Source organism: Dokdonia sp. Hel_I_63, assembly GCF_007827285.1.
Taxonomy (GTDB): domain Bacteria; phylum Bacteroidota; class Bacteroidia; order Flavobacteriales; family Flavobacteriaceae; genus Dokdonia.
The window spans coordinates 927170-941301 of the sequence record NZ_VISD01000001.1 but is presented as its reverse complement, the minus strand read 5'-3'; the positions used below and the strand labels follow the sequence as shown (position 1 = coordinate 941301).

11 protein-coding genes are annotated in these 14132 nt (G+C 37.5%); 3 read left to right on the top strand and 8 right to left on the bottom strand.

Features of this window, described 5'->3' with window-relative positions; translation table 11 throughout:
* Nucleotides 1–67: 67 nt before the first annotated feature.
* A complete protein-coding gene (locus JM84_RS04185; protein WP_144782898.1) occupies nucleotides 68–2848 on the bottom strand; it encodes an outer membrane beta-barrel protein in 2781 nt (926 codons plus the stop codon).
* Nucleotides 2849–3279: 431 nt separating this feature from the next.
* The gene (der, locus tag JM84_RS04180; RefSeq protein WP_144782896.1) at nucleotides 3280–4587 is read right to left on the bottom strand and encodes a ribosome biogenesis GTPase Der; all 1308 of its coding nucleotides are present in this window, start codon (nucleotides 4585–4587) and stop codon (nucleotides 3280–3282) included.
* A gap of 164 nt (nucleotides 4588–4751) precedes the next feature.
* On the opposite strand from der, the gene JM84_RS04175 reads away from it, so the two are divergent.
* The gene (locus tag JM84_RS04175) at nucleotides 4752–5381 is read left to right on the top strand and encodes a LysE family transporter (RefSeq protein WP_013750311.1); all 630 of its coding nucleotides are present in this window, start codon (nucleotides 4752–4754) and stop codon (nucleotides 5379–5381) included.
* 51 nt (nucleotides 5382–5432) lie between these two features.
* Complete coding sequence (locus tag JM84_RS04170) at nucleotides 5433–6047, top strand: LysE family translocator (protein WP_144782894.1); 615 nt, start codon at nucleotides 5433–5435, stop codon at nucleotides 6045–6047.
* On the opposite strand, the gene JM84_RS04165 is transcribed toward JM84_RS04170, so the two are convergent.
* Nucleotides 6044–6841 (bottom strand): DUF2797 domain-containing protein, encoded by a 798-nt coding sequence (locus tag JM84_RS04165; RefSeq protein WP_144782892.1) that lies wholly within the window; start codon nucleotides 6839–6841, stop codon nucleotides 6044–6046. The genes JM84_RS04170 and JM84_RS04165 overlap by 4 nt on opposite strands.
* A gap of 101 nt (nucleotides 6842–6942) precedes the next feature.
* Between JM84_RS04165 and JM84_RS04160 the strand changes: the two genes are divergently transcribed.
* On the top strand, nucleotides 6943–8454 hold the full coding sequence (locus tag JM84_RS04160) for a GH3 auxin-responsive promoter family protein (protein ID WP_013750314.1): 1512 nt from the start codon (nucleotides 6943–6945) through the stop codon (nucleotides 8452–8454).
* 193 nt (nucleotides 8455–8647) lie between these two features.
* Here JM84_RS04160 and clpX read toward each other — a convergent pair whose 3' ends face one another.
* The 5 genes from clpX to JM84_RS04135 all read right to left on the bottom strand — a co-directional run bounded on the left by clpX (nucleotide 8648) and on the right by JM84_RS04135 (nucleotide 14128).
* Nucleotides 8648–9880 carry an ATP-dependent Clp protease ATP-binding subunit ClpX gene (gene clpX, locus JM84_RS04155; protein WP_013750315.1) on the bottom strand — a complete coding sequence of 411 codons (1233 nt, stop codon included), beginning with the start codon at nucleotides 9878–9880 and terminating at the stop codon, nucleotides 8648–8650.
* Between the two features lie 51 nt (nucleotides 9881–9931).
* Nucleotides 9932–10606 carry an ATP-dependent Clp endopeptidase proteolytic subunit ClpP gene (gene clpP / locus JM84_RS04150; RefSeq protein WP_013750316.1) on the bottom strand — a complete coding sequence of 225 codons (675 nt, stop codon included), beginning with the start codon at nucleotides 10604–10606 and terminating at the stop codon, nucleotides 9932–9934.
* Between the two features lie 87 nt (nucleotides 10607–10693).
* Nucleotides 10694–12016, bottom strand: coding sequence for a trigger factor (tig, locus tag JM84_RS04145; RefSeq protein ID WP_144782890.1), 1323 nt, complete (start codon nucleotides 12014–12016; stop codon nucleotides 10694–10696).
* Between the two features lie 71 nt (nucleotides 12017–12087).
* Nucleotides 12088–12438 (bottom strand): phage holin family protein, encoded by a 351-nt coding sequence (locus tag JM84_RS04140; protein ID WP_108877774.1) that lies wholly within the window; start codon nucleotides 12436–12438, stop codon nucleotides 12088–12090.
* Between the two features lie 103 nt (nucleotides 12439–12541).
* A complete protein-coding gene (locus tag JM84_RS04135; RefSeq protein ID WP_144782888.1) occupies nucleotides 12542–14128 on the bottom strand; it encodes an SGNH/GDSL hydrolase family protein in 1587 nt (528 codons plus the stop codon).
* Nucleotides 14129–14132 lie beyond the last annotated feature (4 nt).

Here is a 14132-nt window from a genome sequence, read left to right as displayed (position 1 = left end):
AGCTCAGAAAAATAAGGTTTTTAATTAAGAAATGAGTGTTTTGTTGAGGTACGCTTTCGCGAAAGCGTTAAAAGAAAAATACCCCACCATCATTTGTTTCTCCTTTTTTTCCTAGCGTATTGAACTTCCAACTTAGGCTAAGCATAAAGTATTGCTCTAATACGGTGCTCTGCACATCTTGTATAAAGTTTGCATTTGCAGTACGCCTTGCGTTTGTATTTTGATCTAGTACATCATACACTTTCAAGGTTGCGGTAGCGCGCTCTTTGGCAAATGAATAAGCAAGTGTCGAGTTCCAAAACACTGCACTTCGCTGAAAATCTGATGCAATGTTTGGGTTGTAATTATAGTTAATATCATTACGCCATTCCCAATTTTTGGGAACAAACAAAGCCGTTCCCAATGAAACATTATGAGATATGAAATCTTGATCTTCAAAAGCGTCTAGACCAAATTGAGTTTTTGAAATCGAGATGTTATAACTAGGCCTAACCTCAAATAACTTTTTCCATGTGTATGTAAAATTTATACGTGGCGTAAGTGATCTCGTTTTACTAGCATATTGCACTTCGTTATTAAAGTTTACGTTACGTCCAAAGTTTGTGTAAATACCTCCGCCATATTTTATACTACGTAAGGAATCTATTTTTACATTCTTATTATAACCTCCTCCTGCTCCTACGCTATAATTACCATTTACGTTTACATAAGTAGTGCGACTTACTAGGTTATCATCTATGGTGGTTTTACGCACAATAGCATCGTTTGTAAACCTTCCATTTCCATTGAGATACCACCCTCCTCCTTTTTGGAAATCATAGTTATTAAATCCTCCATAAAAGTTATAATCATTTGATGGAGCAAGATTAGGATTCCCTTCCACAATATTAAGTGGGTCTGACACATCTACAAATGGATTGAGCTGCGTGACTTCTGGAGGTCTGTTGCTCTTACCTAAACTTGCATACATAGATGCTTTAGGGCTAAACCTGTAATTTACGTACGTATCAAGTTCTAAAGCTTCAAAATTTTGTTTGATATCTAGTTCTGGGCGCAAGTTGTCGTTATTCTCTAAGGTGCGAAAAACGTATCCTGCACTTACGTTTACATTTAGTTTCTCATTGTCGTAATTAAGTCCGAGCTTAGGCGTTGTGCGCGAATTACGACCTTCAAAGTCTGTACTTAATTCTTGATTGAGAATAGCATATTGCTGTGTTACCTCATCAAAGTCAAAGGTGCTTCGCTTGCGCTTTCTACTATCGCTACGGTGACCAAAATCTACATCAAGGAATAACTTTTTGGCAACTAAAGGAACTCTATATGTGAGGTTGAGATTATAACCGTCAAGTTTAGTTTCTCCATCTGTAAACTGATTACGATTAATTACTGACGGGTTATCGCCAAATATCTCTGTGTTTGACACTATAAAGTCTTCACTCTCTTGTCTATTGATTTCGTTTTGTACACGTGCTCTCACATAAGCTCCTTTGTCTCCCCATTTCTTGGTAACACTTAAGGTGTTTTCAAAATTCTTCCCCTCGTCTGTTACAAAATTGTTTGTTGCCGACTCATTGATTCTCTCACCGTCTTCATTAAGTGACTCCTCTGTACGGCGGAAGCGCGTCTCACTATTTGCAAAAGAGAATTTGGGCTTGATATTAATGAGTAGTGTAGAATCCTTTTTAATATTGATAGTGGTATTAATACTATGGTTATCTGAGTTTGAGTCATTACGAGAATCACTGTTTGTAAAAAACCGTCTGTCTGGTAAAATATTCTCGCGCTCTACACGAGTCTCATCAAAAGAGTTTGCAGCCGAGTAGAAATAATCCATATTGGCATCAAAGCCTTTTGCATACTCGTCTGTATAATTTGCTCCTACACTGCGGCTATTTACAATTCCTTGTCCACCTCCAAAGCTCCTTCCGTCAATACCAAAGCTTCCGTTGCCATTAAAGTAAACGCTTCTTCCTCCTCCAAACATTTTTCTTATCTCTCCAAAACTAAACCCAGCTGAGTTGATATTGTTACCACCAGCAAGCACGCTGATGCGTCGCTCGTTATCAAAAGCATTTACAATACCTGCATATTCAAAACGATTATCTGTCCCACCACCAGCAGCCACTCTACCAAAGACTCCTTTATTTTTTTCTTCTGAGATAGTGAGATTGATAGTCTTACTCTCTTGATCACCATCTTCGCCTGCAAAAGCCTCATCATCTGTCTTAGTATCTACTACTTGTATTTTCTCTACGATTTCTTTAGTGAGGTTGCGTGTAGCAATGGTTGGATCATCACCAAAAAACGGCTTACCATTAACTAGAATTTTATTTACTTCCTTACCATTTACTAAAATCTTGCCGCTTTCATCTACCTCAACGCCTGGCAGCTCCTTAAGCAAGTCCTCAATATTTGCATCTTTCTTAGTTTTAAAAGAAGAAACATTAAACTCTAACGTGTCTTTTTTTACGGTTACCGGAGCTCTACTTTTTACAATAACTTCGCCCAAGGTATTTGTAGAAGGTGCTACTTCTATATCTCCAAGCACAATATCACCCGTACTTAAATCTACATTTTTTGTAAAGTTCTCATAACCCAGAAAGGAGATATTTACACGTGCATCTTTCTCTTGTGCGCGACCTTCTAGTTGAAAAAACCCCTCTTGGTTTGTAATCGTATACGTAATGAGTGTACTATCTTTTACGGTCTCTAAAAATACCGTTGCTGCTTCCAGCGTTTGTTTTGAATCCTTGTCTTTAAGAGTTCCAGTAATTGAAAAGTTTTGCGCCTGCATAGCTACAGATAAGAATAGCCCTATCGCAAGGAGTACTAGTTGATTAATTCGCATTATAAACAGCTGATTGATTGATGTCTATCAAATAAACAATGATTACTTCCAAATGCTATGCTTCTAGTGGGATTTTAATAAAAATTTAACACGCTCTTCTCTTGGAATCTTAAACACATAACAGATTATTAACTCATACAAGAATAAGAGTGATGTAAGTTTGCATCACTAACCCTTAAACCAATTATCATGAATAAAATCATTAAAGGACTTATTGCCGCATATGGCGCAAAAAAACTAGGTGGTGGATGCATAAGCACCATCATCATCTTTTTTATTATTTTTTGGCTTCTAGGGTTACTAGGCTAACATTCGGGAGATGTATTATAGGCTGCAAGGAGCCGTTAGAAAACTATTATAAACAACAAAAGCTATCAGAGGTCTGATAGCTTTTTGTTTTATGTTTCGTTTTCACGAAAGTGTACTTTTAATTATTTTTTTCTAAAATAGATAGAAATAGGCACTCCTGAGAAGTCGTAAGCTGCACGAAGTTTATTTTCTAAGAATCTTCTATACCCTTCTTTAAGATACTGTGGCAAGTTACAGAACAACGCAAATTGAGGTTGTGGTGTAGGAAGTTGCATACAGTACTTAATCTTCACATATTTACCCTTAATTGCTGGTGGCGGGAAGGCTTCTACTAGCGGCAAGAAGAACTCATTAAGTTCGCTTGTTTTAATACGCTTCGTTTTGCTTTCATATACTTTTACCGCAGTTTCAATTGCTTTAAAGATGCGTTGTTTCTCCAGTACAGAAATAAATACAATAGGTACATCTGTAAAAGGCTCTATCTGTTGTCTGATGTGCTTTTCAAAATTCTTCATAGTGTTTGTCTCCTTTTCTACAAGGTCCCACTTATTTACAAGAATCACGATTCCTTTTCTATTACGCTCTGCTAGCCAAAATATATTTTGAACCTGGCCATCAAAACCCCTTGTTGCATCTACTACTAGTAAAATCACATCTGCGTGCTCAATAGCTCTTACAGATCTCATTACTGAGTAAAACTCAAGATCTTCTTTTACTTTTGCCTTACGGCGTATTCCTGCCGTATCGACAAGGTTAAACTCAAATCCAAAGCGATTGTACTTTGTATCCATTGCGTCACGAGTAGTACCAGCGATATCTGTTACAATATATCTGTCCTCACCTATCAGTGCATTAATAAAAGATGATTTTCCTGCGTTAGGACGACCTACTACAGCAAATCTTGGTAATTCATCTTTTTCCTCCTCTTCTACTTGCTCTGGAAGAGCTTCAACAACAGCATCGAGAAGATCTCCAGTCCCACTACCATTTGTAGCGGCAATGGTATAATAATCACCTAGTCCTAGGTTATAAAACTCAACAGCATCTGCTGCTCTTTTATTATTATCTACTTTATTTACAGCAAGGAAAATAGGTTTTTTTGATCTACGAAGTAGTTTTGCAACCTCTTCATCCATACCTGTTACACCATGCTCTACATCTACCATAAATATAATAGCGTCAGACTCATCAATAGCAAGTTCTACTTGCTTATCAATTTCGGCTTCAAAAACGTCATCACTTCCTACTACATATCCTCCTGTGTCAATAACGGTAAACTCGCGACCGTTCCAGTCTGTTTTTCCGTAATGACGATCACGCGTCACTCCACTTACGGCATCTACAATCGCCTCACGACGTTGCACTAGACGATTAAAAAAAGTAGACTTCCCTACATTAGGGCGTCCTACGATAGCTACTATGGTACTCATTGTAAATTTTTTAGGTGTGCAAAGATAGCGTTAATCTACAGTCTTATGCATTTAAATGATTGTTCTCTTTATACCAACATTTTGGGAAGTAAATTTCTTAAATCCTAAGGATATGATAAACTCTTGTCAATACATATGGTTATAACGTAGCTTTGCTATCTGCTATGATCATTATCGCATACATACTTACACTTTCTATAGGACTTATAGGAGCCATAATTGCCACGCTACCACCTAGCGCGACTAATCTTGCTGTTGTAAAATACACAAGTGATAAAAATCTCACTAAAGGACTCCACCTAGCCTATGGAGCTGCGCTAGGAGAGATCATAATCGCTGGACTAGCGCTTGCTTTTGGCGTGCTTGCGAAGAGAATATTTGAAAAATACGAGTGGATACAGATTACTTTTATCGTTATCATGATAGCTGTAGGGGTCTATTTTCTTATTAAAAAGAATACTGATAATGATAATGACTCATCTAGTAGGCCTAAACGATTTATCAATGGTCTTTTATTAGGCGGACTGAACATCCCGATGTTTATTTACTGGACTGCTATATTTTCTATAAGTTCTAGGTATGTTATTTTAGATAAAAACTCCCCATGGCTACTCATCATATTTTTCTTAGTCGGGGTTTTTGCTGGTAAATTTGGACTGCTTTATCTCTACGGTAAAGCTAGCGAGTATATGACTTCAAATTTTTCAAAGTTCAAGGGAACGCTCAATAAAATTATAGGTGTTGTTCTTATTGTTGCCGGAGCAATCCAAGCCATCAAACTCATAATCGATTAAAATTTTAATTATTAAAAGTAAGCTTTCTCAAAAGTGTACCACTAAGTGCTTATGATTCTTACAGCATTACTTCTGGGCATTATGACTACCATTTTGGGAGCACTTCCTCCTGGCGCATCAAATCTTGCTGTAATAAAAACCTCTCTAAATGAATCTCACAGAGAGTCATTAAAAATAAGTTATGGTGCTGGACTAGGAGAAGTATTACTAGCCTTTATAGCATTTTCCTTTGGCATGATTGTACAAGATTTTTTTGAGATGAATCTTTGGGTACAATATGTAGTTGCTGCAGTTCTTGCAACTGTTGGGCTTTACTTTGCTCTTAATAAGAAAGAAAGCACAAGGCCAGAAAGAAAAAAATCATCTAAGTATCTTCTAGGATTTACTCTTAGTGTTATCAATCCACCTGTTCTTATTTATTGGATTTTAGTGTTCTCTCTACTAGGCAGGTGGTTATCAAGTAATGAATCACACTCAGCTTTATTCATCACATTATTCCTTAGTGGTGTTTTTATAGGAAAGGTTGTGACACTATACGGTTATAGTAGATTTGGCACTCATATAAAAAAAAAGCAACATTCATCAGGAAGTAATATTAATCGCTACATAGGTATTACGCTCATAATATTGGCCTGTATGCAAGTCATTAAACTCACTGTTACTTAAGAAAGTACTTCTAAGCGTATTACATATCCTTCCCAGCTACGCACATTAAATACGGTATCATCTTCAAAAATGAGATACTGTCCTTTAATCCCTTTTAGAACACCTTCATAAGCCGGAGTTTTATCAAGATTAAGAGTTTTTAATTTTTCTGGATATTTATCTACCGGAAAGTGAATGTGAGTTTCTTCATTGCTAGGTATAAAATACTGCTGTGCCTCTTCTGGTATATATTTTTTAAGCGCATCCCTATACTCTGTGAGACTTAAGTCTTCTATATCATTTTTGAGCATCTTGCGCCAGTTAGTCTTATCTGAAACATGCTCTTTTAGTGCTAGTTCTGTTATACCCGCCAGGTATCTATTAGGCACTTCAACAATCTCTACTGCTTCATGAGCACCTTGATCTATCCACCTTGTAGGAACTTGGGTCTTACGAGTCACTCCTACCTTTACATTACTTGAGTTTGCTAGATATACAATATGTGGTTGTAGCTGCACCTTTTTCTCATATTCTAGATCTCTCTCTTCTTCGTCTAAATGGGCTTTAGAAAGCTCAGGCTTCATGATCCAATCGGCAGCTTGTGGGACTTTATAAAAGTCATCATAGCAATACCCTTGACGGAAAATCTTTTTATTTTCGCCACAAGCCAGGCATTCGTATCTTACAAATTCTATATGCAACCTTTTTCCTAAGAGTTGATTCATTTGTATGAAGTCACCATCCATAACTAAATAGTAATTTATAGGATCTGTGTGCTCCGTTTGCATTTTTCTAAGGACACCTTGGTATTGCATTTAAGAAAACTTTGATTACAAAATGTGGGGAAATAAGGTTAAATTAGCTTTCGCGAAAGCAATAACCTATCCCGTTATATACGTGTAAATATACCAACTTTATGGCTATCCCTTTAGTGCATTCCATTGCTTCTTGGTTCTTAAAAAAACGCATTCACCAGATGGAACTTTTTATGAAGTACCCCTCTGAGGTTCAAGAAGAATTGCGCACTAAACTCATAGAGAAAGCAAAAGATACCGAGATAGGCAGGGCTTATGACTTTAAATCAATCAAGTCATATCGTGAGTTTGCAGATCGCATTCCAGTAACCTCATATGAGGAAAATCAAGAATATATAGAGCGAAGCCGTAAAGGTGAGACAAACATAATGTGGCCTACACCTATAAAATGGTTTGCACAAAGTAGTGGTACTACAAATGCTCGCAGCAAGTACATTCCTGTAAGCCCAGAATCACTTGAAAACTGCCACTATGCAGCAAGTAAGGATTTGCTGTGCATGTACCTCAATAATAATGAGGGGTCACAATTATTTTCTGGCAAAGGACTAAGGCTAGGCGGCAGCAAGCAGTTGTACCAGGATAATGGAACTGTGTATGGTGATCTTTCGGCTATATTAATTGATAATATGCCTTTCTGGGCAGAGTTCAGCAGTACACCAACTAACGGGGTTTCCCTGCTAAGTGATTGGGAAACCAAGATGCAAGCCATTGTAGACGAGACTATCCAGCAGGATGTAACTAGCCTGTCTGGAGTACCTTCATGGATGCTTGTTTTGTTAAATAATGTTCTTGAGACTACGGGCAGATCAAATTTACTTGAAGTGTGGCCTAACCTTGAGGTGTACTTTCATGGAGGCGTAAGTTTTGACCCTTACATGGAGCAATACCAAAAGTTGATCCCGTCTAATTCATTTAAATATTACGAGATTTACAATGCCTCAGAAGGATTTTTTGCCATACAAGGTCAGAATGACTCTAAGGAATTATTGCTCATGCTCGATTATGGTATTTTTTATGAATTTATACCTATGACTACCTATGGAACTCCTGGGCAAAACGTGATACCGCTTACAGAGGTAGAAGTAGGAGTAAATTATGCGATTGTTATCACTACAAATGCAGGGTTGTGGAGGTATAAAATAGGCGACACCGTAAGATTTACAAGCACCAGCCCATATAGAATTAAAGTTACGGGGAGAACAAAACATCACATCAACGTTTTTGGAGAAGAGCTTATAATTGAGAATGCAGAAGAAGCACTCAAGAGAGCGACAAGCGAGACAGGTGCCGAAATAAAAGACTATACCGCCGCACCTATATTCATGGAAGGAAAGGAAAAAGGTGCTCACGAGTGGATTATAGAATTTAAGAATCCGCCAGATGATATCGCACTTTTTAATCACAAACTAGACCTTGCACTTCAAGAAGTAAACAGTGATTATCAAGCAAAGCGTTTTAATAACACCACCTTAAACGCGCCCACTATCCACAGCGCGAGAGAAAATCTATTTTATGACTGGCTCAGAGAAAACAACAAACTTGGAGGACAGCATAAAGTACCTAGATTATCAAATAAGAGAGATTTTGTAGAAGCACTGCTTGAACTTGCATAATATCAATCAAGTTTTAAAAAAGATCTCACACAATAAACTTCACCACTAACCGAAATCGTTGGTTTTTTTACGCTTTCGCGAAAGCGTACTCACCACAATACATTCTGTTTCTAAAACCTAAAATGCTCACTCAAAACCATAAAAAAAGGCACTCACAAGAGTACCTTTTTAATCTATTTATCTGACCTCATTATTATGAAGCTGCTTTCAATTTTTTGAGCGTAGATTTATTCAATTTACCCTCTGCGTACGTCTTAGTCACATTCAGCGATTTCTCGTCAGAACTAGGAAGATCAAACATAGCGTCTGTAAGGATAGCCTCGCATAAACTACGCAATCCTCTTGCGCCAAGTTTGTACTCAATAGCTTTACCTACCATATAATCCAAAGCTTCATCTGTAATGGTAAGCTCAATATCATCCATACTAAAAAGCTTTTTATATTGCTTTATTATAGCATTTTTAGGCTCTGTAAGGATAGCTCTTAGCGTTCCAGCATCTAATGGGTCCATGTGTGTCAATACTGGCAGACGACCTATGATTTCTGGTATAAGACCAAAATCTTTAAGATCCTTAGGAATAATATATTTAAGCATATTATCCTTCTCTACTACATCTTCACTTTTACTAGCCACAAACCCCATTGCTTGCATATTTAAACGCTTAGAAATGTGGCGTTCAATACCATCAAAGGCTCCTCCAGCGATAAATAAGATATTCTCTGTATCTACCTCAATAAACTTTTGATCTGGATGCTTACGTCCTCCCTTAGGCGGCACGTTTACTACGGTACCTTCTAATAGTTTTAATAACGCTTGTTGCACACCTTCTCCACTCACATCACGAGTAATAGATGGGTTATCACTCTTACGAGCAATTTTATCTATCTCATCTATAAAAACGATTCCCCTCTGTGCTTTTTCAAGATTATAGTCAGCTGCTTGTAAAAGACGTGTTAGTATACTTTCAACATCCTCACCTACATAACCTGCTTCTGTAAGCACTGTAGCATCTACAATAGCAAGAGGCACATTAAGCATACGAGCGATTGTCTTTGCGATAAGTGTTTTACCAGTTCCTGTTTGTCCCACCATCACGATGTTACTCTTTTGGATCTCTATATCATCATCTGTCGCAGGCTGTAATAATCGTTTGTAGTGATTGTATACCGCTACAGACATTACTCTTTTTGTAAATTCTTGACCTATAACGTACCCATCAAGAAACTCTTTAATTTCTTGTGGCTTTCTTAACTTAAGCTCTCCTTCAAGATCATTTGTAGCAACATCCTTAGACTCTTCTATCACAATACCATGTGCTTGCTCGATACATCTATCACAGATGTGCGCGTCAAGCCCAGCAATTAGTAAGCTAGTCTCCGGTTTTTTTCTACCACAAAATGAACATTCTAAATCTTCCTTTGCCATTTTATTTACTGTTTTGAGATATTATACGCTTTCGCGAAAGCATAAACCTCATTAGTCTCTCTTCAATATTTCATCTATCATACCATACTCAAGCGCTTTATCTGCTTTCATCCAGTAATCACGATCACTATCGTTATATACCTTATCGTAATCCTGACCAGAATGCTTTGCAATAATATCGTAAAGTTCCTTCTTAAGCGTCAAGATCTCCTTTGCAGTAATCTCGATATCTGATGCTTGACCTTGCGCTCCACCCATAGGCTGGTGAATCATCACACGGCTATGTGGTAAACCACTACGCTTACCTTTTGCGCCTGCACAAAGCAATACAGCTCCCATAGATGCTGCCATACCTGTACAAATGGTAGCAACGTCTGGCTTGATAAACTGCATAGTGTCATAAATACCTAGACCAGCATACACACTTCCTCCTGGAGAGTTGATGTAAATCTGGATATCCTTATTTGCATCTGTACTTTCTAAAAATAGTAACTGTGCCTGTACAATATTTGCAACCTGATCATTAATTCCTGTTCCCAAGAAAATGATGCGATCCATCATTAAACGAGAAAATACATCAAAGATAGCGATGTTCATCTGGCGCTCTTCAATGATATTAGGAGTAAGGCCCTGTGGCAACATACTCGTAATAATTTTATCGTAATAATTAGAGTTTACACCCTGATCTTTGATTGCAAAATCTTTAAATTCTTTTCCGTAATCCATATTTTTATAGCAATATATATTTTAAAAAAAAGCGTTTTACTAATACAAGTAAAACGCTTTAAAGATACTTATTATATAGGAAGTATTCTAATTGTAAACTTCCTTAACAAATTCGTCAAAGGTTACTTCCTTCTCCTTAAGTTTTACATTTTCTTTAAAGAACGTAAGCATTTTCACATTCATAAGCTGCTCAGATAAACGCTTTACCTCTTCTTGATTACCAAGGATACGTGCTGCAATATCTTCTAGCTCCTTATCTTCAGGGTTCATCTGACCGTATTGCATCATCTGCGATTTGATCATATCTTTTGCGTAATCTTTTAATTCTTCAAAAGTTACTTGAAGTTTATTATCTGTTACTACTTTCCCTTCTATAAGTTGCCATCTTAGGCCTTTTTCAGAACGAGTAAACTCTTCTTTTGCCTCCTCCTCTGTCATAGGCTTCTCACCACTAGTCTGTATCCATCTAGCAAGGAATTCTGAAGGAAGATCAAACTTAGTTTCATCTATAAGACGCTCAGTAACGTCATTCATAAGTTGTTGATCACTCTGCTGTACAAACTGGCGCTCTCCATCTTCTTTAATCTTTTCTTTAAGCTCCGTTGTACTTTTTACAACATCCTTACCAAATAACTTATCAAATAACTCTTGATCAAGGTCTGCTTGCTCACGCTTGTTTGTTTCGGTTAGTGTAAAAGTAAGTTCTGCATTCATTTCTTTTGCTTGATCTTCAGAGATCTTTAAAGCCGCTTGGTAGGTTCCAGGCTCAGAAAATAAACTTTTAGTTTTTAACGTAATTACATCACCAGGCTTTGCTCCTACTAATGCATCTACATTCTTCTTTCCTTTTACTTGCTCTATTTCAAAAGTCGCTTGGTTATCAATTCCCGCTTCTTCGTTTACAAAAGTACCAGTGATTTCACTATCCTTTGCAACTTCAGTTTGAGAAACTAGCGTACCGTATTGCTTTCTTATGGTAGTGACCTGGCTATCTACCATCTTGTCATCTACTTTGATTTTATAACTTGTAACGGCTTTCTTAGGCGTAAGATTTACATCAAACTTAGGAGCCATTCCTAATTCAAATTCAAAATTATAATCATCTGTATCCCAATTAAAACCTTCTTGGTTTTTAGGAAGTGGATTACCTAACACATCTAGCTTTTCTTCCTGTAAAAACTTACCTAAAGCTTCTTGAAGTATTTTATTTACCTCATCAACTCTTACAGCTGTTCCGTACTGCTTTTTAATCATTCCCATAGGGACATGACCTTTTCTAAAACCAGGAATATTTGCCGTTTTACGGTAGTTTTTAAGGATAGACTCTACTTTCTCGTTATAATCTTCTTTAACGATTTCTACCTTTACTACTGCGTTCAGGTCGTCTATTTGCTCTTTTGTAATATTCATTATGATGTAATTTTGAGGGCGCAAAAATACAATATTTTTACGAGTACAACAATCTTTTAAGATGTGCTTAACTAGCTCTTGCTGTCGTCTTTAATAAGTGAAAACAATATACTTTGAAAAATACTAAGTAAGATACTAAAGAGTAATGCCACCCAAATACCACTCACCGAAAAGCCTCCTATAAAGTAATCTGCTATCAATATTATGAAAGCATTGATGATAAAAAGGAACAAACCAAAGGTCAAAATCGTTACCGGAAGCGTCAGTATAACAAGTATAGGTCTAACGATAAATTTAAGTAATGCTAATATTATAGCGACAATAATTGCCGTCACAAAACCATCTACAGCAACACCTGGAAGCAGCTTTGAAAGCACCACTACCGCCACAGCTGTTAGTAAAATTTTGATTATAGATTTCATAAGATTGAATTTTAAGGGTTACGCTTTCGCGAAAGCGTAAATTTACACATAAAAAAAGCGCCTTTAATAAAGGCGCTTTTTAGATATTATAAGTAAACCGATTTTAGTTTACGTCATTACTTATCGTTACCGAAGCATAGTTTCCTATATCTACTCCTGGAATCGTTGATCCATAAGTACTATTAATCGCATTAATAACCGCATTTGCAGTAAATGCATAACCTCTAGGCGTTGGATGTACTCCATCTAAAGAGAACGCTCCTCCTGTCACAAATTGTGAAGAAAGAATACCTCCACTAAAAGCCACACCACCATTTGCTACATTTTGTAGCGCAGTTCTAGCATCTACGTAAGCAAGTCCATTAGCGTCTGCTAGGGCTTGGATTGTTGCATTGTATTGTGTTTGTGCCGCAGTTACCAGTGCTTGCTCTTGCGTAGTAAGCACAAATTGATCTTGTAATGGTCTAGACACACCGTTTATTGCTAATAATCCAGCTTGTTCTACAGGAACACCTTGAGAAACTAAAAATCCTACATAAGCCTCATCTATAGTTCCTAAAACTCCAGCAGTTGTAAGAGGGACTAAGTCATCATTTGTAGTCTGACGTAACTGAGATAATAAAGCAGCTGTAATAGGATCTAAGTTAAAAGGTGCTCCTTGGACTATAGTTGAAATATCAGTCAAATCTTCATCCTGAATAGTGATAAAGTTTGATCCAGCACTAAAATTAATTTGACGAGCAGCAGCTTCTTCTGCTGTAATAACCCCAAAAGAAGCAAGTCCTGGCAATACTTGTGTATTATAAGCTGCAAAACTAGCATTGAGTGTTGCTGCTGTTTCCTCATCTAGCGGTATTGCCTGTGACGGAACCGTAGTAAAGAAAGGAATAGAAGTTACATCTGGAATGTTTACTAATGCCCCCTTTGCTCCCGTACTTGTAAGTGCCGCTACTTCTTGAGCATATACACCTGCAAATAATGTAGGATCTGTAATATCGTTAGGACCATAAGTGGTCGCATCAGGGTTTCCTGTTTGATCTGCTCCTGCTCCGCCCGATGTTGCAAAACCTAAGATATCATTGTTACCTATCCATAAAGAAAAGAATGTTGGGTTTGCTGCAAGGGCTTCTGCCATTACAGTCGTGTTTGCTGAACTAGCAAAACGAGCAAAATAAGGATTTGCTTGACCTGTAGCTACACCAGCAACATTACCGTAACCTGGTGCTACAAGGTGAAAACTTTTTGCTCCTGGTACACCTACGTTATTAAATGGTCCCGCAACAATGTTTGAAACCTCTGTAGTAGGAGTTCCTGCAAGACGTGCAGGTCCTGGGTTGCCATCTGCGTCTGTGGCAAGTACAAAACGATTTTCTGTAATTTGCATACCTCCTAAAGTAAGTCCACCAAGGTTATCACTTACTAAAGGTTGAGAAAAACTACCACCTCCTGCAAGCGCAAATTGCTGCGCCATAATGTTCGGGTAAGAGTTTTCTTGACCTGTGATGTACAAAGCGCCATCTGCAAAACCTGCAGTAAGAGAGTTTCCTACAGAAACGTAGCTTGAGAAATCTGCACTACCACTAGTGTAAAAATCCTGATTCTCTGTGATGTCGTTGTCAAATTCTGGCTCACACGCAACTAATCCAAGTGCGAGTGCCGGAAGTGCTATATAATTGAAATATTTTTTCATCAAT